The organism is Paracoccus sp. T5 (assembly GCF_048538155.2).
Lineage (GTDB): Bacteria > Pseudomonadota > Alphaproteobacteria > Rhodobacterales > Rhodobacteraceae > Paracoccus.
Window position 1 is genome coordinate 1,887,493 of sequence record NZ_CM135809.1, and the last position, 25,172, is coordinate 1,912,664.

25 protein-coding genes are annotated in these 25,172 nt (G+C 68.6%); 12 read left to right on the top strand and 13 right to left on the bottom strand.

Annotated features, from left to right (window positions below):
* Positions 1-93: 93 nt before the first annotated feature.
* From ACNR9W_RS09315 to lexA, 7 genes are all read left to right on the top strand, one after another.
* Positions 94-684 carry an anthranilate synthase component II gene (locus ACNR9W_RS09315; RefSeq protein WP_419267623.1) on the top strand — a complete coding sequence of 197 codons (591 nt, stop codon included), beginning with the start codon at positions 94-96 and terminating at the stop codon, positions 682-684.
* Entirely contained in the window at positions 681-1,700 is a 1,020-nt protein-coding gene (gene trpD, locus ACNR9W_RS09320; protein ID WP_419267622.1) for an anthranilate phosphoribosyltransferase, read from the top strand. Before ACNR9W_RS09315 ends, trpD begins: the two co-directional genes overlap by 4 nt.
* Positions 1,697-2,335, top strand: a complete 639-nt coding sequence (locus ACNR9W_RS09325) for a uracil-DNA glycosylase (protein WP_419267620.1) — start codon at positions 1,697-1,699, stop codon at positions 2,333-2,335. The genes trpD and ACNR9W_RS09325 overlap by 4 nt, the downstream gene beginning before the upstream one ends.
* Positions 2,336-2,385: 50 nt before the next feature.
* Positions 2,386-3,177, top strand: coding sequence for an indole-3-glycerol phosphate synthase TrpC (trpC, locus tag ACNR9W_RS09330; RefSeq protein ID WP_419267618.1), 792 nt, complete (start codon positions 2,386-2,388; stop codon positions 3,175-3,177).
* Positions 3,174-3,647 carry a cyclic pyranopterin monophosphate synthase MoaC gene (gene moaC / locus ACNR9W_RS09335; RefSeq protein ID WP_419267616.1) on the top strand — a complete coding sequence of 158 codons (474 nt, stop codon included), beginning with the start codon at positions 3,174-3,176 and terminating at the stop codon, positions 3,645-3,647. Before trpC ends, moaC begins: the two co-directional genes overlap by 4 nt.
* Positions 3,644-4,822: a molybdopterin molybdotransferase MoeA gene (locus ACNR9W_RS09340; protein WP_419267614.1), complete on the top strand. Its 1,179-nt coding sequence runs from the start codon at positions 3,644-3,646 to the stop codon at positions 4,820-4,822. The genes moaC and ACNR9W_RS09340 overlap by 4 nt, the downstream gene beginning before the upstream one ends.
* A gap of 99 nt (positions 4,823-4,921) precedes the next feature.
* On the top strand, positions 4,922-5,638 hold the full coding sequence (gene lexA, locus ACNR9W_RS09345) for a transcriptional repressor LexA (protein WP_419267613.1): 717 nt from the start codon (positions 4,922-4,924) through the stop codon (positions 5,636-5,638).
* 47 nt (positions 5,639-5,685) lie between these two features.
* On the opposite strand, the gene hemC is transcribed toward lexA, so the two are convergent.
* Positions 5,686-6,624 carry a hydroxymethylbilane synthase gene (hemC, locus tag ACNR9W_RS09350; protein WP_419267612.1) on the bottom strand — a complete coding sequence of 313 codons (939 nt, stop codon included), beginning with the start codon at positions 6,622-6,624 and terminating at the stop codon, positions 5,686-5,688.
* A gap of 73 nt (positions 6,625-6,697) precedes the next feature.
* Between hemC and hemE the strand changes: the two genes are divergently transcribed.
* Complete coding sequence (gene hemE, locus ACNR9W_RS09355) at positions 6,698-7,726, top strand: uroporphyrinogen decarboxylase (protein ID WP_419267611.1); 1,029 nt, start codon at positions 6,698-6,700, stop codon at positions 7,724-7,726.
* Here hemE and ACNR9W_RS09360 read toward each other — a convergent pair.
* The 6 genes from ACNR9W_RS09360 to ACNR9W_RS09385 form a co-directional block, all read right to left on the bottom strand.
* Positions 7,723-8,706, bottom strand: coding sequence for an SPOR domain-containing protein (locus tag ACNR9W_RS09360; protein ID WP_419267610.1), 984 nt, complete (start codon positions 8,704-8,706; stop codon positions 7,723-7,725). The two genes, hemE and ACNR9W_RS09360, sit on opposite strands and share 4 nt — an antisense overlap.
* A 66-nt stretch (positions 8,707-8,772) precedes the next feature.
* Entirely contained in the window at positions 8,773-9,402 is a 630-nt protein-coding gene (gene upp, locus ACNR9W_RS09365) for a uracil phosphoribosyltransferase (RefSeq protein ID WP_419267609.1), read from the bottom strand.
* Positions 9,402-10,370: an adenosine deaminase gene (locus ACNR9W_RS09370; RefSeq protein WP_419267791.1), complete on the bottom strand. Its 969-nt coding sequence runs from the start codon at positions 10,368-10,370 to the stop codon at positions 9,402-9,404. The genes upp and ACNR9W_RS09370 overlap by 1 nt, the downstream gene beginning before the upstream one ends.
* On the bottom strand, positions 10,358-11,536 hold the full coding sequence (locus ACNR9W_RS09375; RefSeq protein ID WP_419267608.1) for a phosphopentomutase: 1,179 nt from the start codon (positions 11,534-11,536) through the stop codon (positions 10,358-10,360). Before ACNR9W_RS09375 ends, ACNR9W_RS09370 begins: the two co-directional genes overlap by 13 nt.
* Complete coding sequence (locus ACNR9W_RS09380) at positions 11,533-12,816, bottom strand: thymidine phosphorylase (protein WP_419267607.1); 1,284 nt, start codon at positions 12,814-12,816, stop codon at positions 11,533-11,535. The genes ACNR9W_RS09375 and ACNR9W_RS09380 overlap by 4 nt, the downstream gene beginning before the upstream one ends.
* Positions 12,813-13,205 carry a cytidine deaminase gene (locus ACNR9W_RS09385; RefSeq protein ID WP_419267606.1) on the bottom strand — a complete coding sequence of 131 codons (393 nt, stop codon included), beginning with the start codon at positions 13,203-13,205 and terminating at the stop codon, positions 12,813-12,815. Before ACNR9W_RS09385 ends, ACNR9W_RS09380 begins: the two co-directional genes overlap by 4 nt.
* Before the next feature lie 152 nt (positions 13,206-13,357).
* Between ACNR9W_RS09385 and ACNR9W_RS09390 the strand changes: the two genes are divergently transcribed.
* Positions 13,358-15,637 carry an NADP-dependent malic enzyme gene (locus ACNR9W_RS09390; protein ID WP_419267605.1) on the top strand — a complete coding sequence of 760 codons (2,280 nt, stop codon included), beginning with the start codon at positions 13,358-13,360 and terminating at the stop codon, positions 15,635-15,637.
* Between the two features lie 218 nt (positions 15,638-15,855).
* On the top strand, positions 15,856-17,748 hold the full coding sequence (locus tag ACNR9W_RS09395) for a propionyl-CoA synthetase (protein ID WP_419267604.1): 1,893 nt from the start codon (positions 15,856-15,858) through the stop codon (positions 17,746-17,748).
* A 41-nt stretch (positions 17,749-17,789) separates the two neighbouring features.
* Here ACNR9W_RS09395 and aroA read toward each other — a convergent pair whose 3' ends face one another.
* A complete protein-coding gene (aroA, locus tag ACNR9W_RS09400) occupies positions 17,790-19,121 on the bottom strand; it encodes a 3-phosphoshikimate 1-carboxyvinyltransferase (RefSeq protein ID WP_419267603.1) in 1,332 nt (443 codons plus the stop codon).
* A 112-nt stretch (positions 19,122-19,233) separates the two neighbouring features.
* Here aroA and ACNR9W_RS09405 point away from each other — a divergent pair, with 112 nt between their 5' ends.
* Positions 19,234-19,965 (top strand): DNA alkylation repair protein, encoded by a 732-nt coding sequence (locus ACNR9W_RS09405; RefSeq protein ID WP_419267602.1) that lies wholly within the window; start codon positions 19,234-19,236, stop codon positions 19,963-19,965.
* Here ACNR9W_RS09405 and ACNR9W_RS09410 read toward each other — a convergent pair.
* Positions 19,953-20,453 carry a hypothetical protein gene (locus tag ACNR9W_RS09410; RefSeq protein ID WP_419267601.1) on the bottom strand — a complete coding sequence of 167 codons (501 nt, stop codon included), beginning with the start codon at positions 20,451-20,453 and terminating at the stop codon, positions 19,953-19,955. The two genes, ACNR9W_RS09405 and ACNR9W_RS09410, sit on opposite strands and share 13 nt — an antisense overlap.
* A gap of 117 nt (positions 20,454-20,570) precedes the next feature.
* Here ACNR9W_RS09410 and moaA point away from each other — a divergent pair, with 117 nt between their 5' ends.
* Positions 20,571-21,578, top strand: coding sequence for a GTP 3',8-cyclase MoaA (gene moaA / locus ACNR9W_RS09415; protein ID WP_419267600.1), 1,008 nt, complete (start codon positions 20,571-20,573; stop codon positions 21,576-21,578).
* 76 nt (positions 21,579-21,654) lie between these two features.
* Here the strand turns inward: moaA and ispG are convergent, their stop codons facing one another.
* From ispG to ACNR9W_RS09435, 4 genes are all read right to left on the bottom strand, one after another.
* Positions 21,655-22,785 (bottom strand): flavodoxin-dependent (E)-4-hydroxy-3-methylbut-2-enyl-diphosphate synthase, encoded by a 1,131-nt coding sequence (gene ispG, locus ACNR9W_RS09420; RefSeq protein WP_419267790.1) that lies wholly within the window; start codon positions 22,783-22,785, stop codon positions 21,655-21,657.
* Between the two features lie 77 nt (positions 22,786-22,862).
* On the bottom strand, positions 22,863-23,528 hold the full coding sequence (locus tag ACNR9W_RS09425) for a thiamine diphosphokinase (protein ID WP_419267599.1): 666 nt from the start codon (positions 23,526-23,528) through the stop codon (positions 22,863-22,865).
* Positions 23,525-23,737, bottom strand: a complete 213-nt coding sequence (locus ACNR9W_RS09430; RefSeq protein ID WP_419267598.1) for a DUF2842 domain-containing protein — start codon at positions 23,735-23,737, stop codon at positions 23,525-23,527. The genes ACNR9W_RS09425 and ACNR9W_RS09430 overlap by 4 nt, the downstream gene beginning before the upstream one ends.
* A gap of 66 nt (positions 23,738-23,803) precedes the next feature.
* Positions 23,804-25,096 carry an adenylosuccinate synthase gene (locus tag ACNR9W_RS09435; RefSeq protein ID WP_419267596.1) on the bottom strand — a complete coding sequence of 431 codons (1,293 nt, stop codon included), beginning with the start codon at positions 25,094-25,096 and terminating at the stop codon, positions 23,804-23,806.
* Positions 25,097-25,172: the final 76 nt, after the last annotated feature.

Sequence of the window (25,172 nt, forward strand, 5' to 3'; positions counted from 1 at the left end):
CCCCTGACCAACCTATGCCCCATCTATAGCGGACGCTTTTTGCGGGGGAAACCGCCCCCGTCCCGCCGCTCTTCTGGTCCCAAGGTGCCTTCGATGATCCTTCTGATCGACAACTACGACAGCTTCACCTGGAACCTGGTCCATTACCTGGGCGAGGCCGGGGCCGATGTCGCCGTGCGCCGCAACGATCAGCTGACGGTCGAGGAGGCGCTGGACCTGAACCCCGAGGGGATCGTGATCTCTCCGGGTCCCTGCGATCCCGCGCAGGCCGGGATCTGCCTCGACCTGATCCGCGCGGCGGCAGACCGGCACATCCCGATCCTGGGCGTCTGCCTGGGGCATCAGTCGATCGGCCAGGCCTTTGGCGGGCGCATCGTGCGCGCCAACCGCATCCTGCACGGCAAGGTCGACGCGATCTCCCATGACGGTACCGGCGTCTTCGCGGGCCTGCCCTCGCCGCTCAAGGCCACCCGCTATCATTCGCTGACGGTCGAGCCAGAGAGCCTGCCCAACTGCCTGCGCGTCACCGCGACCTCGAATGACGGCACGATCATGGGGCTGATCCACGAGGACCTGCCGATCGAGGGTGTGCAGTTCCATCCCGAATCCATCGCCTCGGAACATGGCCATGACATGATCCGCACCTTCCTGTCCCGCTGCACCCGGCACGAGGCTGCCGCATGACCGACATCCGGCCGCTGATCGGCATCGCCGCCACCCGGCCGCTGACCTCGGCCGAGGCCGAGGCCGCGTTCTCGGCCCTTTTCGACGGGGCGGCGACCCCGGCCCAGATCGGCGGCCTCTTGATGGCGCTGCGCGTCCGGGGCGAAACCGTGGACGAGATCGCGGCGGCCGCCCGCGCCATGCGGGCCCGCATGAACCGCGTGACCGCCCCTACGGGCGCCATCGACATCGTGGGCACCGGGGGCGACGGCAAGGGCACGCTGAACATCTCGACCGCGACGGCCTTTGTGGTGGCGGGCGCAGGCGTGCCGGTGGCCAAGCATGGCAACCGCAACCTGTCGTCGAAATCCGGGGCGGCGGACGCGCTGGTCCAGATGGGCATCAACGTCATGGGCGGGCCGGCGGTCGCCCAGCAGGCCCTGGACGCCGCAGGCATCTGCTTCATGATGGCTCCCATGCACCACCCCGCCATGCGCCATGTCGGCCCGCCGCGCACCGAACTGGGCACGCGCACGGTCTTCAACCTGCTGGGTCCGCTGACCAACCCGGCCTCGGTCCGTCGCCAACTGACGGGCGCCTTCAGCGCCGAATGGATCCGGCCCATGGCCGAGGTGCTGCGCGACCTGGGCAGCGATGCAGCCTGGCTGGTGCATGGCGGCGACGGCACGGACGAGCTGTCCATCGCCGCCGAAAGCCACGTCGCCGCGCTGAAGGACGGCCAGATCACCGAATTCACCGTCGCGCCGGAGGATGCCGGCCTGCCGCGCCATCCTTTCGCGGCGATCATTGGCGGAGAGCCCGCGCAGAACGCCGCCGCCTTTCGCGCCCTTCTGGGGGGAGAGCGCGGGGCCTATCGCGACGCCGTCCTGCTGAACGCGGCCGCCGCGCTGCTGGTCGCGGACAAGGTGGGCGACCTGCGGGACGGTGCCGCGATGGCCGCGCAGTCGATCGACAGCGGCGCCGCCCAGGCCCGCCTGAAGGCGCTGGCGCAGGTCACGGGCGCCCCCGAGGCATGACGCCCCCGGCAGCCTGGGCACATCTGCCCTTTTTCCGCGACGCTTGGCCCGGCATCCGCAGCAGGCTGCGGGACCAGGATTTCCTGCCCGGCCCAGACCGGGTCTTTGCCGCGCTGGAGGCCACCCCGCCCGAGCGGACGCGCGTGGTGATCCTCGGTCAGGACCCTTATCCCACGCCGGGTCATGCGAATGGACTGGCCTTTTCCGTGACGCCGCAGACGCCGCTGCCACGGTCCCTGCGCAACATCTTTTCCGAGCTTGAGGCCGATATCGGCGCCACGCCCCCGACCGGCGACCTGTCGGGCTGGGCGCGACAGGGTGTGCTGCTGCTGAACAGCGCGCTGAGCGTCGAGGCGGGCCAGGCGGGCGCGCATGCCTCCTGGGGCTGGGACCGACTTGCCCGCGAGGCCGTGGCCGAGGCACAGCGTCACGGCCCGCTGGCCTTTCTTCTCTGGGGCAATCAGGCGCGAAAGACATTGGCGAACCTGCCGCGGCCCCAGGATCTGGTCATCACCACCGCCCATCCCTCACCCCTGTCGGCGCGGCGCGGCTTCTTCGGCAGCCGGCCCTTCAGCCGCATCAACGACTGGCTGGCACGGCAGGATATGACCCCCATAGACTGGACGGCGGCCTGACCCGCGCCCGCCCCCTTCCCACGCCGCCGCCACGAGGTTAGAACCGGGACATGGATATTCTCGACAAGATCAAGGCCTACAAGCTGGAGGAGATCGCCGCCGCCAAGGCCGCGCGTCCCTTGGCCGAGCTTGAGGCCGCGGCCCGTGCCGCCTCGGCCCCCCGCGGTTTCGCCAACGCCCTCGATGCCGCGGCGCAGGCCGGCCCGGCGCTGATCGCGGAAATCAAGAAGGCCAGCCCTTCCAAAGGGCTGATCCGCCCCGACTTCGATCCGCCGGCGCTGGCCCAGGCCTACCAGGCCGGTGGCGCCGCCTGCCTGTCGGTCCTGACCGATGGCCCCAGCTTCCAGGGCGCGCCCGCCTTCCTGACCAGCGCCCGCGACGCCTGTGACCTGCCTGCGCTGCGCAAGGACTTTCTCTACGACACCTACCAAGTGGCCGAAGCGCGGGCCTGGGGCGCCGACTGCATACTGATCATCATGGCTTCGGTGGATGATGCCCTGGCGGCCGAACTGGAGGACGCCGCCCTGCATTGGGGCATGGACGCGCTGATCGAGGTCCATGATGCGGCCGAACTGGAGCGCGCCCTGCGCCTGAAGTCCCCTCTGATCGGTATAAACAATCGCAATCTCAAAACCTTTGATGTCACTCTTGACGTAACGCGCGAACTTGCCCCCCGCATTCCTGGCGACCGGCAGATCGTCTGTGAAAGCGGCCTCTTCACGCCGCAGGACCTGAACCAGATGATGCAGACCGGCGCCCGCCGTTTCCTGATCGGCGAAAGCCTGATGCGCCAGCAGGACGTGGCGGCCGCAACCCGCGCCATCCTGGACGTGGCCGCATGACCCTGACGCATTTTGACAAGGCCGGTCAGGCGCATATGGTCGATGTCTCGGCCAAGGAAGAAACCGCCCGCGAGGCCGTGGCCTCCGGTTGCGTGATCATGACGGCCGAAACCCTCGCGCTGGCGCAGGGAGGTGCCGCCAAGGGCGACGTGCTGGGCGTGGCCCGCCTGGCCGGAATCATGGGGGCCAAGCGGACCTCTGACCTGATCCCGCTGTGCCACCCGCTGCCGATCGCCAAGGTCGCGCTTGATCTTCAGCCCGATCCCGCCTTGCCGGGCATCCGCGTGACCGCCACCGTCCGCACCACGGGCCGCACCGGGGTCGAGATGGAGGCGCTGTGCGCCGTCAGCACCGCCTGCCTGACGATCTACGACATGCTGAAGGCGGCAGAGAAATCCATGCGCATCACGGACATCCGCCTGCTCCGCAAGGAAGGCGGCAAGTCGGGCCTTTACGAGGCCGAGGCATGATCACCGTCGCAGAGGCGCTGTCACGGGTCCTTGCCTTGGCTCCGCCGCCCCAGCCCGAAGCGGTCCGGCTGAGCGACGCGCAGGGGCGTGCGCTGCTTGAGCCTGCCGTTGCCCGCCTGACCCAGCCTCCCTTCGACGCATCGGCCATGGACGGCTATGCCCTAAGGCTGCAGGATCTGCCGGGGCCGCTGCGGGTGATCGGGACCAGCGCGGCGGGCCACCCGTGGACGGGTGAAGCTCGGCCCGCGACCGCACTCCGCATCTTCACCGGCGCTCCGGTTCCCGCAGGCTACGACCATGTGGAATTGCAGGAAAACGTGCTGCGGGAGGGGGATGACATCACAGTCATGACCCGCTCCGCCGGCAGGAACATCCGCCAGCGCGGAAACGACTTCTCGCTCGGGGACCAGGTCCGGCCGAAGCGCCCGTTGAGCGCGGCTGACATTGGCCTTCTGGCCGCCATGAATGTGCCGACGGTGACCGTCGCGCGGCGGCCCGTGGTGGCCATCCTGCCTGGCGGTGACGAACTGGTTCCTCCGGGGGCCGAACCACGGCCGGGTCAGATCGTAAGTTCGAATGATCTGGCAATCGCGGCCCTTGCCCGTGAGGCGGGTGCAGAAGTCCGCCTTCTTCCCATCGCCCGGGACACAGAGGAGAGCCTTGTTGCGGGTTTCCAAGCCGCTCAAGGAGCTGACCTTCTGGTCACGATCGGCGGGGCATCGGTGGGGGATCATGACCTGATCGGCAAGGTCGCGCAGGAACAGGGGCTTGACCGCGCCTTCTACAAGATCTTGATGCGCCCGGGAAAGCCCCTCATGGCCGGCCGCTTGTCCAATTCTGCGCTGCTGGGATTGCCCGGAAATCCTGTTTCTGCAATGGTTTGCGGCATCGCCTTCATGCAGCCTCTCATCAGGGCGATGCAGGGGCTTCCGCCGCATCTTCCGCTCCGCCGCGCCCGCCTTGCGCGGGATCTGCCGCCGGAAGGCCCACGCCAGCACTACCTTCGCGCCAGCTTGGCTGAGGGGGCCGATCTTCCTCTGATCGACCCTTTCGCGGACCAGGATTCGGCCCGGCTTTCGCTGATGACGCAAGCTGATGCGCTATTGGTGAGGCCCGCGAACGATCCGGCGAAAAGCGCCGGCGATCTGGTGGATTATATTCCCCTTCATCTCTGATGATTAACCCTCTGTTCATCCAAGGATGCTCAACTGATTGACGCGATTCGGCCGATCGGCTAGAACATACATGGAACATATCGACAAGAGGCCGGGCCCATGCTGACCAGGAAGCAGATCCAACTGCTCGAGTTCATTCAGAATAGGATGCTGCGCGACGGCGTGCCCCCGTCATTCGACGAAATGAAGGACGCGCTGGATCTGCGGTCCAAGTCGGGCATTCATCGGCTGGTGACGGCACTGGAGGAGCGTGGCTTCATCCGCCGCCTTCCGCACCGAGCCCGCGCGCTGGAGGTATTGCGCCTGCCCGATGCCCTGTCGCATCTCAAGGAAGCCGAACCGGCTGAGGAAAAGCAGGGGTTTTCGCCCCGGGTGATCACCAATACCCGCGCGCCCCGGCCTCGCAGCGCCCTGACGGTTGTGGACAGCCCGGCCGTCCAACTGCCCCTGATGGGCAAGATCGCAGCGGGTGTTCCGATCGAGGCGATCTCGGAAGTATCGCATCATGTCGCGGTTCCCGGGACGATGCTTGTGGGGCGCGAACATCATTACGCGCTGGAGGTCACCGGCGACTCGATGATCGAGGCCGGCATCAATGACGGTGACGTGGTCGTGATCCGCGAACAGGACACGGCCGAGAACGGCGATATCATCGTCGCGTTGGTCGACGATCAGGAAGCCACGTTGAAGCGCTATCGCCGCAAGGGCGCGATGATCGCCCTTGAAGCTGCAAATGCCGCCTATGAAACCCGCCTGCTGCCCGAGGGGCGTGTCCGCATCCAAGGGCGCTTGGTGGGTCTTATCCGCAGTTACTGAGCCAATTGATGCCAAGAGCGGCCAAGCCACTTTTGGCATGATCTGGTTCAGGCAGACATGAAACCCGGCCCGGCGCGCGACAGCAGTTCACGCGCCAGGTCGTCGCCCAGTTCTGGCCCATCCGAGATCAGCCCTTCTCGGAACCCTGCCACAACATCGCTGCCGTCGGGGCGCAGGATCTCACCTCGCAGGGTGATCCGGCCATCGCTGAGTTCGGCCAGGCCGGCGATGGGCGTCTGGCAGGAACCATCCAGACGCGCCAGGAAGGCGCGTTCGGCCAGGATGCGATGGCCTGTCGAGGCATGATGGATCGGCGAAAGCAGCTCGGCCATCGATATGTCATCTGCTCGACGTTCTACCCCGATGGCGCCTTGTGCAACGGCCGGAAGCATTTCGCCCGGGTCAATGGAACTTTGCGCCACATGGCGCATGTCAAGGCGGCTCAGTCCCGCCATCGCCAGGAACGTCGCCACCGCGATGCCGTCCTCCAGCTTTTTCAGCCGGGTCTGCACGTTGCCCCGGAACTCCACCAGCTGCAGGTCGGGGCGGCGATGCGCCAGTTGGGCCCTGCGCCGCAGGCTGGAGGAACCGACGACAGCCCCCTGCGGAAGATCCGCGATGGAGGTGACGTGCAGGCTGACGAAGGCATCGCGCACATCCTCGCGCGGCAGAAGGCAATCGATGACCAGCCCCTCCGGCTGCAGGGTCGGCATGTCCTTCATCGAATGAACGGCGATGTCGATGGCCCCTGCGGTCAGTGCCTCCTCGATCTCGCGCGTGAACAGGCCCTTGCCGCCGATCTCCTTCAGCGGCCGGTCCAGAACGCGGTCGCCCGTGGTCTTGATCACCACGATTTCGAACGCCTCGGCCGGCAGCCCGTGGGCCGCCATCAACCGGTCGCGCGTCTCGTGGGCCTGGGCAAGTGCCAGCACCGAGCCGCGGGTGCCGATCTTGAGGGGGCGGGAGGGGTCGGGCATCTGTGTCATGGCTCCGCAATAGCGGCCGGGCGCGCGCTTGACAACGTCTGTCGCCTCGCCTTCAAGGGGCGCAGGAGGCCCCATGACCAAACTGATGCTGCGCGCCCTTGCCGGCGAGACCTTGCCCACGCCGCCGATCTGGATGATGCGCCAGGCGGGGCGATACCTGCCCGAATACCGGGCGACGCGGGCGCAGGCCGGCGATTTCCTGTCGCTCTGTTACAACCCGGAGCTGGCGGCCGAGGTGACGCTGCAGCCGATCGGGCGCTATGGCTTTGACGCGGCGATCCTGTTTGCGGACATCCTTCTGGTGCCTCAGGCCCTGGGGGCGGACCTGTGGTTTGTGACCGGCGAAGGTCCGCGTCTGTCGACCATCACCACCGCCGAGGACATGCAACGCCTGCGTCCGGCGGACGCCATTCACGAACGCCTGGACCCGATCTATCAGACCGTCCGGATCCTGTCGCGCGAACTGCCGGCAGAGACGACGCTGATCGGATTTGCCGGGGCGCCCTGGACGGTTGCGACCTACATGATCGCCGGACGCGGCACCAAGGATCAGGGCCCCGCGCATGCGCTGAAGGACACGGACCGTGCCACCTTCACGGCGCTGATCGAGCGGATCACCGAGGCCACGATCCTCTACTTGTCGCGGCAGATTGAGGCAGGGGCCGAGGTCGTCAAGCTGTTCGACAGCTGGGCCGGCAGCCTCAAGGGCCGCGATTTCGACGACTTCGCCCTGGCTCCTGCCAAGCGGATCATCGCGGCGCTGAAGGAGCGGCACCCCGGCATCCCGGTGATCGCCTTCCCGCGCGAGGCAGGCGACCGGTACGTGGGCTTCGGCGCGGCGGTCGGCGCGGATTGCGTGGCGCTGGACAATTCCGTTTCGGCCGAATGGGCGGCGCAGCATGTGCAGGTCGACGGCTGCGTGCAGGGCAACATGGACCCGCGCCACATGGTCACCGGCGGACCGGAACTGGTGGCCGAGGCGCAGCGCATCACGCGCGCGCTACGCGGCGGGCCGCATGTCTTCAACCTAGGCCACGGGATCACCCCCGATGCCGATCCCGACAATGTCGCCCGCATGATCGAGGCCGTCCGCAGCGCCTAGCGCGCCACGGCGGCCGGATAGCCGTTCGCCCGCAGGTCGTTCAGCGCCGCGATCAGCGACTGCCGGTCCGCGAAGGGGCCCGCCATGATCACGCGGGGCGCCTTGTCCTGCCCCTTGGTCCGCGTCTGGCCGGTCTTGTAGCCGCGCGCCGACAAGGCGCGCAGCACGGTCAGCGCGTTCTCCTCATCAGTATAGGCGCCCACCTGGACGTAGCGGGCCGAGGGGGGGATCATCTCGGCGGAGGGCGGGGTCGCGGTCTTCGGGGCTACAGGGGCGGATGCGGACCGGCTGGCCACAGCCGCAGCCGGCGCCTGCCCTGCGCGCCGCGTCGCCTGCGCGGGCTTCGGATCGGCCTTGGGAGGTGCCGCACGGGCAGGTTTTGCGGCAGGTGCGGGCTTGGGCGGGGTGGCAGGTGCGATCCCCGCCGGGCGCGCGGCGAGGCGCGGTTCCGACACCGCTCCCGGACAGAGGCCCCTCTCGTCCCCTTTCCCTTGGCCGCTGTATCCAAGTTGCGCGCAGACCTCGGGCGAGAGCCTGATCCCGCCCGCAGCCTGCAGGGCCGGTGCCACGGCAACCGCATACCGCAGCGCAAGCTCGACCGGATTGGCATGCCGCGCGGGCGCCGGATCGGCCCGGATCTCGGCCTGCCGCGGATCCGCTTTCCATTCGCCCGGCCGCAGATCGTCCGCCAGCTGTTCCAGCAGCAGCGTTTCCGGATCGGGCCGGGGTGGTGGTGTCAGGGGCAGCACGCGATCCGCCGTGGCATCCTGGCGGCGGGCCTCCAGGCTTGGGGGAAAGCCGCAGAGCTGTTGGCCGCCGACCATGCGCGCCGCCCAGGCCGTCCCCTCCCGCGCAAAGACGCAGCCGCTGGCGTCGATATACTGGCTGCCCGCAAAGCCTTCGGGTGGCGGCGGGACCGGCGCGCCCCAGGCCGCCCCACCCAGCATCAGAAACATCACCAGCGACCGTCTGCCGTTCATTCGTCCATCCTCAGGTTTCGCGCCCCAACTTAGGGGGAAACCGTGAAATGGCCGTTAATGCGCGCGCTATTTGGTGCCGAACATCCGGTCGCCGGCATCGCCCAGGCCCGGCACGATATAGCCGTGATCGTCCAGCCGCTCGTCCAGGGCGGCGGTGAAGATCGGCACGTCGGGATGGGCCTGGCGCATCCGCTCGACGCCTTCGGGGGCGGCCAGCAGGCACAGGAACCGCAGGTTCTTGGCGCCCCGCGCCTTCAGCATGTCGATGGCCGCGACCGAGGAATTGCCGGTGGCCAGCATCGGGTCCACCACGATCGTCATGCGTGCGTCCAGTTCCCTGGGCACCTTGCAGTAATATTCGACCGGCAGCAGCGTCTGAGGGTCGCGGTAGAGGCCCACAAAGCCCACCCGCGCGCCCGGGATCAGTTCCAGGATGCCATCCAGAAGTCCGTTCCCGGCCCGCAAGATCGAGATCAGCGCCAGCTTCTTGCCCTCCAGCGTGGGGGCGTCCATCTCGCAAAGCGGGGTCTCGATCCGGGTCGTGGTCAGTTCCAGCTCGCGCGTGACCTCATAGGCCAGCAGCAGGCTGATCTCGCGCAAAAGGCGGCGGAAGCCTGCGGTGGAGACCTCCTTTTGCCGCATGATCGACAGCTTGTGCTGGACCAGCGGGTGATCGACGAGGGTCAGGTGGGGCATCAGGCGAATTCCTTTTTCAGCCGGTCGCGGGTGTCCGTGTCGCAGAAGGCAGCCTCGGCGGCCCACAGGTTGATCTGCCGGAACTCGGTATCGCCCCAGCCAAAGGTCGTGGCAAGCCGGTCGTATTCCGCGCGCATGGTCGTGTGGAAGAACGGCGGGTCGTCGGTCGAGACGGTGACCCGCACCCCCGCATCCGCCAGCCGCGCGATGGGATGGGCGGACCAGTCGGGATAGACGCCAAGCGCGATGTTCGACCCGGGACAGACCTCCAGCGTGACGTCCCGCTCGGCGAGGTCGCGGACCAGCTGCGGATCCTTGATCGCCTGCACGCCGTGGCCGATGCGGGTGCAGCCCAGCTCCAGCGCCTCGCGGATGCTGGCGGGACCGCCCCATTCGCCGGCATGGCAGGTCAGGCCCAGCCCGGCCTCGCGCGCGCAGTCATAGCTCCAGGCGAAATCGGTGGCCTTGTGCATCTGCTCGGCCCCGCCCATGCCAAAGCCGGTGATCCAGCCGCCGGCGGTCTCGGCAGCACAGAGCGCCGTCCGGCGCGCGCGGTCGGGGTCGAAATGGCGGATGATGGTCACGATGCCGCGGCTGTCGATTCCCTGGGCACGCGCCGTGTCGGCGACTTCGGTCATGGCGGCCAGATAGTCGCGCCAGGCCGAAAGGACGCCGCCGCCGCAGAACTCGGGCGAGACGAAAAGCTCCGTATAAATGACGCCCTCCTCGGCGCAGCGTTCCAGTACCTCGGCCAGCAGGCGGGCATAGTCGCGCGGCGTCTGCAGCACGCCCGTCGCCGCCTCGTAGCAGCGCAGGAACCCGGGAAAGTCGTCATAGGCATAGGCGCCGCGCTCATCGAAGATACCCGACAGGTCCAGGCGCTTTTCCTTGGCAATGCCGCGGATGAAGTCGGGGGGCGCGGCCCCTTCCAGATGCAGGTGCAGTTCGATCTTCTTCATAGAAAGGATGTCCCGTGTTCTGGCGCGGGCAGGCCCAGATGGGCCATGACCGAGGCGCCGATGTCGCTGAAACCGACCAGGCCGATGCTGCCGCTGCCCGCCCCGTGGACCAGCACCGGCACCCGTTCGCGGGTGTGGTCCGTGCCGCGCCAGGACGGATCGTTGCCGTGATCGGCGGTAAAGATCGCGATGTCGCCGGCCCCGAGCGTCGCCAGAAAGCGTCCCGCGACGGCGTCGAACCATTCCAGCTGCCGGGCGTAACCCTCGATGTCGCGCCGATGGCCGAAATTCGTGTCGAATTCGACGAAATTGGCCAAGGTCAGGCTGCCGGGCGCGGCCGCGTGCCCCAAGGCGATCAGGTGGTCGGCCAGGTCCGCATCCGACCTGCCCTTGTGCAACTGCGCGATCCCGCGATGGCTGAAGATGTCGCCGATCTTGCCGATCGCATGGGTCGTCCGCCCTGCCCCGGCCGCGATGTCCAGGATCGTCCGGCCCGGCGGCGCGATGGCGAAATCGCGCCGGTTGCCGGTGCGCTGGAACGACCCGACATCCCCCAGGAAGGGACGCGCGATCACCCGTCCGACGCGCATCTCGTGCAGCATCGGCGCCAGGTCGCGGCAAAGCGTGATCAGGCGGTCCAGCCCGAAGGCTTCCTCGTGCGCGGCGATCTGCAACACGCTGTCGGCGGAGGTATAGCAAATCGGCCAGCCGCGTCGCAGGTGTTCCGCCCCGAAATCGTCGATCACCTGCGTGCCCGAGGCGTGGCAGTTCCCCAGGATGCCCTCCGTTCCGGCCAGTTCGCAGATGCGGGCGGTGACTTCGGGCGGAAAGGCCGGGTGGCGGTCGGGGAAATAGGTCCAGTCCCAAGGCACGGGAACGCCCGCGATCTCCCAATGCCCCGAAGGGGTGTCCTTGCCGCACGACACCTCTGTCGCGGCGCCCCAGAGCCCCTGCGGCGCCACCATCAGCCCCGGTGCCTCGGCGCCGGAGGCCAGCCGAACCGCCGCGCCCAGCCCCAGCCCCGCCAGCACCGGCATCGCCAGCGGGCGGGCCTGCGCAATATGTCCGACGGTATTGGCGCTCGTGTCGGGCAGGCCGTCATTGAAGAAGGCATCGGCATCCGGTGCGCCGCCGATGCCCACGCTGTCCATCACGATCAGGAAGGCGCGGCTCATGCGGTGATCCTGTCGCGAACCAGGGGCCCGGGTTCTGCCGGTTCACCGATCACATAGGCTGCCTGGACGGCGGCCAGCGCCACCTCGGCGGCGGTGTCGTCGGCGGCATGGATCAGCGCCAGAGGGCGGTCCGGGCCGACGGGTTCGCCCAGCTTGGCCATCCGGTCCAGGCCCACGCGGTGGTCGATCCCTTCACCGGCCCGCACGCGCCCGCCGCCCAGGGCCAGAACCGCATGGCCAAGCGCCGTCACGTCGATGCGCGCGACATGACCCTGGGGTGCGGGCACGGCGCGGATGACCGGGGCTGCACCCAGATGCGCGGCGGGACGGTCCAGCAGGTCGCGCGGCCCGCCCTGGGCTGCCACCATGCGGCCAAAGACCTCGGCCGCGGCGCCGCTGTCCAGTGTCGCCTCCAGCCCGTCAACGGACTGCCCCGCCAGCGCCAGGCATTCGGCCGCCAGGGCCAGCGTCAGGTCGCGCAGGGCACCGGCTTCGCCGCGCAGGACGCGGATCGCCTCGGCCACTTCCAGCGCGTTTCCGGCGCTGCGGGCCAGCGGCTGGTCCATGTCGGTGATCAGGGCCGCGGTCCGGCAGCCCGCGCCATTCGCGGTCTCGACCAGGGCACGGGCCAGACGCTCGGCGCTGTCGGGCTTTTTCAGGATCGCGCCCGAACCCGACTTGACGTCCAGAACCAGCGCATCCAGCCCCGCCGCCAGCTTCTTGGACAGGATCGACGCGGTGATCAGGTCGATCGATTCGACCGTGCCGGATTCGTCGCGGATGCCGTAAAGCCGCCGGTCGGCGGGGGCCACGTCGCCGGTGGCGGCAATGATCGCGCAGCCGACCGTGCGCACGATCCGGCGGAACTCGTCCTCGGGCTGGTCGCAGAGAAAGCCGGGGATCGCCTCCAGCTTGTCCAGCGTCCCGCCCGTATGGCCCAGTCCCCGCCCCGAGATCATCGGCACGAATACTCCACGCGCAGCCAGCAGCGGCGCCAGGACCAGGCTGACCGTGTCGCCGATCCCGCCCGAGGAATGCTTGTCCACCACCGGCCCCGACAGGTCCCATTGCAGGACATGCCCGGAATCCCGCATCGCCCGCGTCAGCGCGACGCGGCCCTTGGTCCCGACCCCCTTGGTCAGCACCGCCATTGCAAAGGCCCCGGCCTGCGCATCGCTGACCGACCCGTCGGCCAGGCCCTGCGCAATCAGCGCGGCGCCCGGTCCGTCAAGCCCGCGCCCGTCGCGCACCGCGGCAATCACCGGACGCGGGTCGGTCATGTGCGCGCCATGTGGCCCGTGTCGAAGCGGCCGGGCAGCAGGTCCCCCACGGTGGTCTGCACGCTGGCGCCATCGGTCGTCGCCATCAGGACCGGCGTGTCCCCTGCCCCGAACTCGGCCAGCTTCTGACGGCAGCCGCCGCAGGGGGTCACCGGGCTGGGGCTGTCGGCGATCACCGCGACCTCGACCAGCTGCGTCTCGCCGGCGGCGACCATGGCGGCGATGGCACCCGCCTCGGCGCAGGTGCCTTCGGGATAGGCGACGTTCTCGACATTGCAGCCGCGATAGATCGCGCCCGAGGCGCCCCGGATCGCGGCGCCGACCTTGAACTTGGAATAGGGCACATAGGCATGTTCGCGCACCTCGCGCGCCGCCTCAAGAAGGGACATGGCTTCGCCTTTCATCTGCATCACCCGTATTTCTGCGCCCCCGCGAAGGGCTGCGCAAGCCACCCTCCGCAACGGCAGGGGGAAGAACCCCGCTGTTCCCCGCCGTCTAAATGATTTAACGGTAAACCAATTCCGAAACCGGAGGGGCAGAGATGGAAGAACGCAGGCAGGACAGCGCGCGTCAGGCGGCACTGGATTATCACGAATTCCCGCGACCCGGGAAGCTGGAGATCCGCGCGACGAAGCCGATGGCCAATGGCCGCGACCTGGCCCGCGCCTATTCCCCCGGCGTCGCCGAAGCCTGCCTGGAGATCAAGGCCGACCCGACCACGGCGGCGCGCTATACCGCGCGCGGGAACCTGGTCGCGGTCGTCAGCAACGGAACCGCGGTCCTGGGACTGGGAAATATCGGCGCGCTGGCCTCCAAGCCGGTGATGGAGGGCAAGGCGGTCCTTTTCAAGAAATTCGCCAATATCGACTGCTTCGACATCGAGGTGAACCAGCCCGACCCCGAGAAGCTGGCCGAGATCGTCTGCGCGCTGGAGCCGACCTTCGGCGCGATCAACCTGGAAGACATCAAGGCGCCCGACTGCTTCATCGTCGAAAAGATCTGCCGCGAGCGGATGAACATCCCGGTCTTTCACGACGACCAGCACGGCACCGCCATCGTGGTGGGCGCCGCCGCGACCAACGCGCTCTGCATCGCCGGCAAGCGGTTCGAGGACATCAAGATCGTCTCGACCGGCGGCGGGGCGGCGGGGATCGCCTGCCTGGACATGCTGCTGAAGCTGGGCGTGCGGCGCGAGAATGTGTGGCTCTGCGACATCCACGGGCTGGTCCATCAGGGCCGGAGCGTCGACATGAACCCGCAAAAGGCCGCCTATGCCCAGGCCACCGACCTGCGCAGCCTGGGCGAGGTCATTGATGGCGCCGACCTGTTCCTGGGCCTGTCCGGCCCCGGCGTCCTGACGCCCGAGATGGTGTCGCGCATGGCGCCGCGCCCGATCATCTTCGCGCTGGCGAACCCCAACCCCGAGATCAACCCCGACCAAGTGCGCAGCGTCGCCCCCGACGCGATCATCGCCACCGGGCGCAGCGATTTTCCGAACCAGGTCAACAACGTCCTGTGCTTTCCCTTCATCTTCCGCGGCGCGCTGGACGTCGGCGCGACCACGATCAACGACGAGATGAAGATCGCCTGCATCGAGGGGATCGCGGCCCTGGCCCGCGCCACCACCGCCGCCGAGGCCGCCGCCGCCTATCGCGGCGAGACGCTGACCTTCGGCGCCGACTACCTGATCCCCAAGCCCTTCGACCCGCGCCTGGTGGGCGTCGTCAGCAGCGCGGTCGCCCGCGCCGCCATGGAGACCGGCGTCGCCACCCGTCCCTTGGACGACCTGGAAGCCTACAAGCGCAAGCTGGACAGCTCGGTCTTCCGTTCGGCGCTGATCATGCGCCCGGTCTTCGAGGCCGCCGCGACCGCCACCCGCCGCATCGTCTTTGCCGAAGGCGAGGACGAGCGCGTGCTGCGCGCCGCCAATGCCATGCTGGAGGAAACGACCGACGTTCCCATCCTGATCGGACGCCCGGATGTCATCGCCATGCGCGCCGAACGCGCAGGCCTGCCGATCCGCCCCGAGCGCGACTTCGAGATCGTGAACCCGGAAAACGACCCCCGCTATCGCGACTATTGGGAAACCTACCACGGGCTGATGGCCCGGCGCGGCGTCAGCCCGGACATCGCGCGGGCGATCATGCGCACCAACACCACCGCCATCGGCGCGGTGATGGTGCACCGGAACGAGGCCGACAGCCTGATCTGCGGCACCTTCGGGCAGTACAGCTGGCACCTGCAATATGTCCGCCAGGTGCTGGCCCGCGACGGGCTGCATCCGGTGGCGGCGCTGTCGATGATCATCCTGGAAGACGGCCCGCTGTTCATCGCCGACACCCAGTGCCACAACGACCCCACGCCGCAGCAGGTGATGGAAACGGTCGAGGGTGCGGCGCGCCATGTCCGCCGCTTTGGCCTGACGCCCAAGATCGCGCTGTGCAGCCATTCGCAGTTCGGCAACACCGACAGCGATTCCGGCCGCAAGATGCGCGACGCGCTGGCCCTGCTGGATGCGCGCGAGCCCGACTTCATGTATGACGGCGAGATGCATGTGGACGCGGCGCTGGACCCCGAACTGCGCGAACGGATCTTTCCCGGATCGCGGCTGGAGGGTGTCGCCAACGTGCTGGTCTTTGCCGGCACCGACGCCGCCTCGGGCGTGCGCAACGCGCTCAAGATGCGCGCCGGCGGGCTGGAGGTCGGGCCGATCCTGATGGGCATGGGCAACCGCGCGCATATCGTGACGCCCTCGATCACCACGCGCGGCCTGCTGAACATGAGCGTGCTGGCCGGAACCCCCGTCAACCATTACGGCTGAGGCGAATCGGCCAAGGGAGCCCGGAGCCGGAACGGTTTGCAAATTCTGCGGTGCAGCAAAGTCATGTTTTGCTGTGTCGCGCCCTTTGCAGAAACCGGCGTACCTGATTTGCCGAAACCTGCTAATCTTCCCCTGCCAGGGCGGTCCGCTCCCGCTAACAAGGTTGCGCCAGGCCCGGCTTCCTGCGTAACAAACCGTTATCTCGGGAGGGGATCACCATGGCATATCAAGACCTTTACGCGGCCTGGAAGGCGGACCCCGAGCGGTTCTGGACCGAAGCCGCCCAAGCGATCGACTGGACCCGCCCGCCAAGCGCCGCCCATTTCGACCAGGGACCGGCAGGCGAATGGTTCGCCGACGGGCTGGTCAACACCTGCTGGAACGCCATCGACCGCCATGTCGAGGCCGGCCACGGCGACCGCATCGCGATCATCCATGACAGCCCGATGACGAACAGCGTCTCGCGCCTGACCTATGCCGAGCTTCAGGACCGCGTCGCGCGGCTGGCCGGGGTGCTGGTCGCGCGCGGGGTCGGAAAGGGCGACCGCGTCATCCTCTACATGCCGATGATCCCCGAAGCGGTGCAGGCGATGCTGGCCTGCGCCCGCATCGGCGCGATCCATTCTGTCGTCTTCGGCGGCTTTGCGGCGCATGAGCTGGCGGTGCGGATCGACGATGCCCGGCCAAAGGCGATCATCGCCGCCTCCTGCGGGCTGGAGCCGGGCCGGACCGTGGCCTACAAGCCGCTGATGGACCGCGCCATCGACGAGGCGCGCCACAAGCCCGACTTCTGCATCGTCTTCCAGCGCCCCGAATGCGAGGCGGCGATGACCCCCGGCCGCGATCTGGACTGGGCCGAGGCGACAGCCGCCGCCACCCCCGCCCCCTGCGTCCCGGTCGAGGGGAACCACCCGGCCTATATCCTCTATACCTCGGGGACGACCGGCCAGCCCAAGGGGGTCGTGCGCCACACGGCCGGGCACCTGGTCGCCCTGGCCTGGAGCGTGCGCAACATCTACGACATCGGCGCGGGGGACGTCTTCTGGGTTGCCTCGGACGTGGGCTGGGTCGTGGGCCACAGCTACATCGTCTATGGGCCGCTGGTGGCGGGCGCGACCACGGTGGTCTTCGAAGGCAAGCCCGTGGGCACGCCGGATGCCGGCACCTTCTGGCGCGTCATCGCCGATCACGGGGTGAAAAGCTTCTTCACCGCGCCCACCGCCATTCGCGCCGTCAAGCGCGAGGACCCGGCGGGCGCCCTGGTCGGCCAGTACGACCTCTCCAGCCTCAAGGCGGTGTTCCTGGCCGGAGAGCGCGCCGACCCCGACACGATCACCTGGACCGAGGATCGGCTGAAGGTTCCGGTCATCGACCACTGGTGGCAGACCGAGACGGGCTGGGCCATCGCGGCCAACCCCCTGGGTGTCGGCCTGCTGCCGATCAAGAAGGGCAGCCCCTCGCTGCCGATGCCGGGCTATGACGTGCAGGTGCTGGACGAGGCGGGGCATCCGGTGCCCGCCGGCACCTTGGGCGCCATCGCGATCCAGCTGCCCCTGCCGCCCGGAACCCTGCCGACGCTGTGGAATGCCGAAGAGCGCTTTCGCAAGTCCTATCTGGATCATTTCCCCGGCTATTACGAAACCGGCGACGCGGGCTATATCGACGAGGAGGGATATGTCTATATCATGGCCCGCACCGACGACGTGATCAACGTGGCCGGCCACCGGCTCTCCACCGGCGGGATGGAGGAGGTCCTGGCCTCGCATCCGGCAGTGGCGGAATGCGCGGTGATCGGCGTGGCCGACGCCCTGAAGGGCCAGGCGCCGCTTGGCCTCCTGTGCCTGAAGAAGGGGGTCGAGACCGATCAGGCGCAGGTCGCGGCCGAGGTCGTGCGCATGGTCCGCGACCGGATCGGCCCCGTTGCCGCCTTCAAGACCGCCTGCGTGGTCGACAGGCTGCCCAAGACGCGGTCGGGCAAGATCCTGCGCGCCACCATGGCCAGGATCGCGGATGGCGAAGAGGTCAAGACCCCCGCCACCATCGACGACCCCGCCATCCTGGACGAAATCCGCGCCGCCCTGGCAGGCGTCGGCTACCCCGTCAGGACCTGATCGCGCCGGGGGGCCCTCAGCGGCCCCCTCAGGTCGCGGCGTCAGTCGAAGCTGGCGCCAAGCCGGGTCATCAGCGGCACGAAGTCGGGGAAAGAGGTCGTGATCGGCCCCGCATCGTCGATGCCGACCGGGTTTTCCGCAGCCAGCCCCAGGATCAGGAAGGACATGGCGATGCGGTGGTCCAGATGGGTCACCGCGCTGCCGCCGCCCGGAACCTGCGGCATGCCGTGGACGGTCATGCTGTCGCGCGTCTCCTCGACCCGGACGCCATTGGCCTCCAGACCGCGGGCCATCGCATCGATGCGGTCGCTTTCTTTCACGCGCAGCTCGGCCACCCCGTTCATGACGGTCGCGCCTTCGGCAAAGGCCGCGATGACCGACAGGATGGGAAATTCGTCGATCATGCTGGCGGCGCGTTCGGCCGGGACGCTGACGCCCTTCAGCCGGCTGTGCCGCACCAGCAGGTCAGCCACGGGCTCGCCGCCCTCCTCGCGCGGGTTCTGGAAGGTGATGTCCGCGCCCATCTCCTGCAGGGTCACGTAAAGGCCATCCCGCGTCGGGTTGCGGCTGACACCCGGCACGCGGATCTCGGACCCCGGCACGATCAGCGCGGCGGCCACCGGAAAGCCCGCGCTGGACGGATCGCGCGGCACGGCCACGGGCTGCGCGCGCAGCTCGGGGCGGCCTGTCAGCGTGACGCGGTGGCCCTCGGGCGTCGTCTCGCTGCGGACCTGGGCGCCAAAGCCCGCCAGCATGCGTTCGGAATGGTCGCGGGTCGGCTCGGGCTCGATCACCACGGTGTCGCCGGGCACGTTCAGCCCGGCCAGCAGCAGCGCCGACTTGATCTGTGCGCTGGCGACGGGGGTACGATAGGTCAGCGGGACGGGATCGGTCGCGCCTTCGATGGTGATCGGCAGACGGTCGCCGTCCCGCGCGGTGATCCGGGCGCCGAATTGCGACAGCGGGTCGGTCACGCGCGCCATCGGGCGGCGCGACAGGCTGGCATCGCCGGTGAAGGTCGCGGCGATCGGCGTCGTGGCCATGGCCCCCATGATCAGCCGCACGCCGGTGCCGGAATTGCCGCAGTCGATCACCCCCTCGGGCGAACGAAAGCCGCCGACGCCGACGCCATGGACCGACCATTCGCCGGGGCCGTGACGGGTCACCTGCGCCCCGAAGGCCGCCATCGCCTTGGCGGTGTCCAGCACGTCCTGGCCCTCCAGCAGGCCGGTGATCCGGGTTTCGCCCACGGCCATCGCGCCAAGGATCAGCGCCCTGTGGCTGATCGACTTGTCGCCCGGCACCAATGCCTCGCCCGTCAACGGGCCGCTGCGGCGAGAGGTCATCGGACGGGGTTCGGCGGAATGCGACATGGGGCTACCTCGTGATTGCGCGGGTCTTTTATCCTGCCCCACCCCCCGCTGCCACCACCTTCTTGAGGCCGGACCGGCCCGCCCTTACAAGGGGCCAACGAAGGAGATCCCGATGCAGGAACTGGACCAGCTGCGCGCCCTGGGCGAGCCCGAGCGCGCCGCGCGACTTGCCGCCCGCCACAAGACCGGGCGCGAGACCCTGGGCGTCACCCCCGCCGACCTGGATGCCGCCGTCGCGGGCTGGCGCGAAGCGCTGGATGTCGAGGGACGCCTGGCCTTGGCCCGCGCGCTGTGGGACAGCGACATCCACGAGGCGCGCCTGGCGGCCGCCCGGCTGCTGGTCCAGGCGCGGATGCGGCCCGACGCGGGCGCGTGGCAGGCCATCCTGGACTGGGCCCCGCAGATCGACGGCGCCGAGATCGCAGATGCGGTCATGGCCGCCGCGTCCCGCCGTCTGCTGGCGGACCCGTCCCGCCTGGACCAGATCGAGCCTTGGCTGGACAGCAACAACCCCTGGCTGCGCCGGTCCCTGATGATCGCGACCCTGCGTTGGGCCAAGATGAACCACCCCAAGCCCGTCGATCTGGAACACCGCGAGCGGATCCTGGACTGGGCCCACCGGCTGGCCTTTGACCGGAACGGCGCGGTGCGCCAGGCGGTGGAAACCTGGCTGCGTGACCTGGGCCGCCACGATGCCGCCCGGGCGGCCGAATGGCAGATGGCCCAGGCTGCGATGCCTGCCCAGGACGCCGCCGAAGCCGACCCGCAACAGGCGGACGGGGCCGACCCCGACCTGTTTGACCCCGACCTGCCCGATGACGGGCAACCCGATCAGGAGCGGTAGACCTCCAGCGTCGGCAGGTCGGTCAGCGGCACGCCCAGCAGCTGCAGCGCGGGCAGCGACACCTGGCTGCCGCTGCCGCTGCCGCTCAGGGGACGCAGCTCGACCTTGGCGGACTTGCCCGTGGCCGGGTTCACGATGCGGCCCATGGCCGTTTCCTTGACCAGCGGCGTCTTGATCCAGAACCCCCCCTCGGACGGGTTGCCAAGCGAGCCGATCGTGGTGCCCAGCCTGGTCTCGCCACCGCTGACGGGGGCCTGGGCTGCGGCGGCGCGCTGTTGGGGCGTCGTCGTGTCCAGCTGCGCCGGGGTCGCGCGGGCGGCCGGGCGCGGGGCCGGCGCGCGGGTGATGGCCGTGGCGGCCGCGGTCTGCGCGGGCGTGGCGGTCGGCTGCGTTGCCGCGGCCGGGCGTTCGGTCTGCGCCATCTGCGTGCAGCCGGCCAGCGTCAGGCCAAGGGCGGTCGTGGCCGCGACAAGGGGGATCAAGCGCATCTGCGTCTCCTGCAAGGTCATTTGCATCAGCTTATCCGCCGGGCGCCGGAAAGGTCCACTGGCGCTTGTGTGATCGCGCGGCTTGTGAGCGGGCGCCCGCACGCCTAGATTAACGGCATGGACAGCCAAGCCCCCCTCATCGACCCCTTCGCCCGCCCGATCAGTTATCTGCGGGTTTCGGTCACCGACCGCTGCGATTTCCGCTGCGTGTATTGCATGTCCGAACACATGCAGTTCCTGCCCAAGGCCGAGCTGCTGACGCTGGAGGAGCTGGACCGCCTGTCCACCGCCTTTGTGCAGTTGGGCGTGCGCAAGCTGCGCATCACCGGGGGCGAACCGCTGGTCCGGCGGGGCATCATGGGCTTCTTCCGCCGCGCCTCGCGCCATCTGGGACAAGGCCTGGACGAACTGACGCTGACCACGAACGGCAGCCAGTTGACCCGCCATGCCGCCGAACTGGCCGATTGCGGCGTGCGGCGCGTGAATGTCTCGCTGGACACGCTGGACCCCGAGAAGTTCGCGCAGATCACCCGCTGGGGCCGCCTGCCCCAAGTGCTGGACGGGATCCGGGCGGCAAAGGACGCGGGCCTGAGGGTCAAGATCAATGTCGTGGCGCTGAAGGGCGTCAATGACAATGAATTGTTCGACCTCGTGCAATGGTGCGGGGACGAGGGGCACGACCTGACCTTCATCGAGGTCATGCCGATGGGCGATCTGGGCAATGAGGACCGGCTGGACCAGTACTGGCCCCTGTCGGACCTGCGCGACCGGCTGGCCGAGCGCTTTACCCTGATCAACCTGGCCGAACGCACCGGCGGACCGGCCCGCTATGTGCAGCTGGCGCAGACCGGGCAGAAGATCGGCTTCATCACCCCCCTGACCCACAATTTCTGCGAAAGCTGCAACCGCGTTCGCGTGACCTGCACAGGTGAGCTGTTCATGTGCCTGGGCCAGGAGGACCGCGCCGACCTGCGCGCCCCCCTGCGTGCCGGCGCCGATGACGAGCCCCTGCGCCAGGCGATCCGGGCCGCCATCGCGCGCAAGCCCAAGGGCCACGACTTCGACTATTCCCGACAGAAGGTCGACGGCCAGATGACCCGCCACATGAGCCATACGGGCGGCTGACGCCCGGCTTCTTCCTTGCTGAAATACCCTCGGGGGTGCAGGGGGCAGACGGCCCCCTGCGGCCTGCGGACCAGCGCTACTCGGCTGCCTCGGCCGCCGCCGCTTCTGTTTCCAGAACCTCGGCCCGTTTCTCGACCAGTTCGACGATGTGGTCGATCATCTGCTCGTTCGACATCTTGTGGCTCTGGCGCCCGGCCATGTAGACCATGCCGCTGCCCGCCCCGCCGCCGGTAAAGCCGATATCGGTCATCAGCGCCTCGCCGGGGCCGTTCACCACGCAGCCGATGATCGACAGGCTCATCGGCGTTTTGATGTGCTCCAGCCGCTTTTCCAGCGCCTCGACGGTCCTGATCACGTCGAAACCCTGGCGTGCGCAGCTGGGGCAGCTGATGATCTGGACGCCGCGCGTGCGCAGGCCAAGCGACTTGAGGATCTCGAACCCGACCTTGACCTCTTCGACCGGATCGGCGGACAGGCTGACGCGGATCGTGTCGCCGATCCCGGCCCAGAGCAGGTTGCCCAAGCCCACGGCCGATTTCACCGTGCCGCCGACAAAGCCGCCGGCTTCGGTGATGCCCAGGTGGATCGGCGCATCCGTCACCTCGGCCAGCTGCTGATAGGCGGCGGCCGACAGGAACACGTCGCTGGCCTTCACGCTGATCTTGAATTCGTGGAAATCGTTGTCCTGCAGGATCTTGATGTGATCAAGGCCCGATTCCACCATCGCGTCCGGGCAGGGTTCTCCGTATTTCTCCAGCAGGTGCTTTTCCAGGCTGCCGGCATTCACCCCGATGCGGATGGAACAGCCGTGGTCCTTGGCGGCGCGGATCACCTCGCGCACCCGGCTTTCGTCGCCGATATTGCCGGGGTTGATGCGCAGGCAGGCGGCGCCCGCCTCGGCCGCCTCGATGGCCCGCTTGTAGTGGAAATGGATGTCCGCCACGATCGGCACCGGGCTTTCGCGACAGATCTCGCGCAGCGCGCGGGTCGTCTCCTGGTCGGGGGCGCTGATGCGCACGATGTCCGCGCCCGCATCGGCCGCGCGGATCACCTGGTCCAGCGTGGCGCGCACGTCATGGCCGTTCGTGTTGGTCATCGTCTGCACGCTGATCGGCGCATCGCCGCCCACAGGCACGCGGCCCACCATGATCTGGCGGGATTTCCGGCGTTCGATGTTGCGCCAGGGGCGGATCGGGTTCAGCGACATGCAGGCAGCCTCCGGGGGTTCGTCCTTCAGATAGGCCATGAGGCCGGTTTCGGCAACCGGCCCCTCGTGGCATGGCGTCAGCGCAGGGGGCGTTGCAGGGCCGTCAGCGCGGTTCCCAGGCAATCGCGCGGCAGCATGACCAGCATCGGCCCCTCCATGCGCAGCGTGACCAGGCCCGTTGCCCGGTTCGAGGTGCCGACGCGGCCGCCCGGCGCGAATCCGATCCCCTCGATCGGCCATTCCAGCCCGGTGCTGGTGCCCTGCGCCGGCCCCATCGGATACAGAGACACCCGCGTTCCCGGCATCAGCGGCAGCATCAGGCGCGGCGGGCAGGCAAAGATCACGTCGTCCGAGGCCAGCATCACCACGCAGGGCGCCTGCGGCTGCACCATCGCGGTCAGCGCCGCCAGCGTGTGGTCCAGCCGCAGCCCGGCAAAGCCCACCGCCATCACCACCGGCGCGTCGATCCGGCTGAGGCACTTGACGAAATCGGTGCTGTCCTGTTCGGCCACATGCATGACCCGGGACGAAGGAATCCGGCGGCGCGCCGAATGCGAAATGCTGTCCAAATCGCCGATGACCCAGTCCGGCGCCCGGCCAAGCGCCAAGGCCTGGTCCGCCCCGCCATCGGCCGCGACCAGCACCGGGGCCACGCCCAGGGCCTGGGTCAGGTCAGCATCGCTGACGGCGCCGCCGCCGATGACGGTGACGCCCTGGCGATCCCGGACCGGCCGGGGCGTCATTCGCCCTTGCCGACGCCGCGAAAGACCCGCTTGAAGGGCATCGCCCAGAGGATGCCCAGCAGAAGATAGATCACCACCTCGACCCAGATCGGCTGCCGGCCAAATTGGCCGTCCAGCCAGTTCATCAGCGACACTGCCACGATCACATAGACCGGCATCAGCACCAGCAGGATCAGGATCGAAAGTCTTTTCCGGCTCTTCAGGTCCAAGATGCGCTCCTGCGGGGGGGACGTGCCAAGATATGCCGCGGCCGGACCGGCCGCGGCAGGGGCGGATCAATCCGCGAAGGGATCGGTCACCAGGATCGTGTCGTCGCGCTCGGGGCTGGTCGACAGCATCGCGACGGGGCACTGGATCAGCTCCTCGACCCGGCGCACATACTTGATCGCGGCGGCGGGCAGCTCGGCCCAGCTGCGCGCGCCGGCGGTCGATTCCTGCCAGCCGTCCATCTCCTCGTAGATGGGCGTCACCTTGGCCTGAAGGGCGGCGGCGGTGGGCAGGTAGTCGTATTTCACGCCATCGATCTCGTAGCCGGTGCAGATCTTCAGCGTCTCGAACCCGTCCAGCACGTCCAGCTTGGTCAGCGCGATGCCGTTCACGCCGCTGATGGCGCAGGTCTGGCGCACCAGGACCGCGTCGAACCAGCCGCAGCGGCGCTTGCGCCCCGTGACAGTGCCGAATTCGTGCCCCCGCTCGCCCAGACGCTGGCCGTCACCATCGTGAAGCTCGGTCGGGAACGGGCCTTCGCCCACGCGGGTCGTGTAGGCCTTGACGATGCCCAGGACAAAGCCGATGGCGCCCGGCCCCATGCCGGTCCCCGAGGCGGCGGCGCCCGAGGTGGTCGTGGACGAGGTCACATAGGGATAGGTCCCGAAATCGATGTCCAGCAGGCTGCCCTGCGCACCCTCGAACAGGATGCGCTTTCCGGCCTTGCGGGCATCGGCCATGATCTTCCAGACGGGCTGGGCATAGGGCAGCAGCTTGGGCGCGATCTCCAGCAGCCTGGCCTTCAGCTCGGCGCGGTCGATGGGCGTGGCACCCAGGCCGGCGCGCAGCGCGTCGTGATGGGCCAGAAGGCGCTCGAGGCGGCTGTCCAGCGTCTCCTCGTCGGCCAGGTCGGCGACGCGGATCGTGCGGCGGCCAACCTTGTCCTCATAGGCGGGGCCGATGCCGCGGCCGGTGGTGCCGATCTTGGCCTTGCCGGCGGCGTCCTCGCGCAGCTTGTCCAGGTCCTGGTGCAGCGGCAGGATCAGCGGGGTGTTTTCCGCGATCATCAGGTTTTCGGTCGAGATCCTGACCCCCTGCCCCGCCAGCTTGTCGATTTCCGAAAACAGCGACCAGGGGTCCAGCACCACGCCATTGCCGATCACGGCCAGCTTGTTCTCGCGCACGATCCCCGAGGGCAGCAGCGACAGCTTGAACACCTTGTCGCCGATGACCAGCGTGTGGCCGGCATTGTGACCGCCCTGAAAGCGCGCGATCACGTCGGCGCGTTCGGAAAGCCAGTCGACGATCTTGCCCTTGCCCTCGTCGCCCCACTGGGCTCCGACAACCACAACATTGGCCATGAGCGATCCTTTTCGTTGTCCGAAGTTCTTTTCGTCCCGCCTCTAGCGCATCGCGCCCGGGGGGGAAAGCGGCTTT

Excerpts from the sequence above, each read along its gene's own strand:
- ACNR9W_RS09380 (WP_419267607.1), bottom strand. The coding sequence starts at position 12,816 with ATGACCGACCCGCGTCCGGTGATTGCCGCGGTGCGCGACGGGCGCGGG.
- ACNR9W_RS09325 (WP_419267620.1), top strand. The coding sequence starts at position 1,697 with ATGACGCCCCCGGCAGCCTGGGCACATCTGCCCTTTTTCCGCGACGCT.
- lexA (WP_419267613.1), top strand. The coding sequence starts at position 4,922 with ATGCTGACCAGGAAGCAGATCCAACTGCTCGAGTTCATTCAGAATAGG.
- ACNR9W_RS09425 (WP_419267599.1), bottom strand. The coding sequence starts at position 23,528 with ATGACGCCCCGGCCGGTCCGGGATCGCCAGGGCGTCACCGTCATCGGC.
- ispG (WP_419267790.1), bottom strand. The coding sequence starts at position 22,785 with ATGTCGCTGAACCCGATCCGCCCCTGGCGCAACATCGAACGCCGGAAA.
- ACNR9W_RS09340 (WP_419267614.1), top strand. The coding sequence starts at position 3,644 with ATGATCACCGTCGCAGAGGCGCTGTCACGGGTCCTTGCCTTGGCTCCG.
- moaA (WP_419267600.1), top strand. The coding sequence starts at position 20,571 with ATGGACAGCCAAGCCCCCCTCATCGACCCCTTCGCCCGCCCGATCAGT.
- upp (WP_419267609.1), bottom strand. The coding sequence starts at position 9,402 with ATGCCCCACCTGACCCTCGTCGATCACCCGCTGGTCCAGCACAAGCTG.
- ACNR9W_RS09435 (WP_419267596.1), bottom strand. The coding sequence starts at position 25,096 with ATGGCCAATGTTGTGGTTGTCGGAGCCCAGTGGGGCGACGAGGGCAAG.
- hemC (WP_419267612.1), bottom strand. The coding sequence starts at position 6,624 with ATGACACAGATGCCCGACCCCTCCCGCCCCCTCAAGATCGGCACCCGC.
- ACNR9W_RS09395 (WP_419267604.1), top strand. The coding sequence starts at position 15,856 with ATGGCATATCAAGACCTTTACGCGGCCTGGAAGGCGGACCCCGAGCGG.
- hemE (WP_419267611.1), top strand. The coding sequence starts at position 6,698 with ATGACCAAACTGATGCTGCGCGCCCTTGCCGGCGAGACCTTGCCCACG.
- ACNR9W_RS09375 (WP_419267608.1), bottom strand. The coding sequence starts at position 11,536 with ATGAGCCGCGCCTTCCTGATCGTGATGGACAGCGTGGGCATCGGCGGC.
- ACNR9W_RS09390 (WP_419267605.1), top strand. The coding sequence starts at position 13,358 with ATGGAAGAACGCAGGCAGGACAGCGCGCGTCAGGCGGCACTGGATTAT.
- ACNR9W_RS09315 (WP_419267623.1), top strand. The coding sequence starts at position 94 with ATGATCCTTCTGATCGACAACTACGACAGCTTCACCTGGAACCTGGTC.
- ACNR9W_RS09410 (WP_419267601.1), bottom strand. The coding sequence starts at position 20,453 with ATGCGCTTGATCCCCCTTGTCGCGGCCACGACCGCCCTTGGCCTGACG.
- trpC (WP_419267618.1), top strand. The coding sequence starts at position 2,386 with ATGGATATTCTCGACAAGATCAAGGCCTACAAGCTGGAGGAGATCGCC.
- ACNR9W_RS09360 (WP_419267610.1), bottom strand. The coding sequence starts at position 8,706 with ATGAACGGCAGACGGTCGCTGGTGATGTTTCTGATGCTGGGTGGGGCG.
- trpD (WP_419267622.1), top strand. The coding sequence starts at position 681 with ATGACCGACATCCGGCCGCTGATCGGCATCGCCGCCACCCGGCCGCTG.
- moaC (WP_419267616.1), top strand. The coding sequence starts at position 3,174 with ATGACCCTGACGCATTTTGACAAGGCCGGTCAGGCGCATATGGTCGAT.
- ACNR9W_RS09385 (WP_419267606.1), bottom strand. The coding sequence starts at position 13,205 with ATGTCCCTTCTTGAGGCGGCGCGCGAGGTGCGCGAACATGCCTATGTG.
- ACNR9W_RS09405 (WP_419267602.1), top strand. The coding sequence starts at position 19,234 with ATGCAGGAACTGGACCAGCTGCGCGCCCTGGGCGAGCCCGAGCGCGCC.
- aroA (WP_419267603.1), bottom strand. The coding sequence starts at position 19,121 with ATGTCGCATTCCGCCGAACCCCGTCCGATGACCTCTCGCCGCAGCGGC.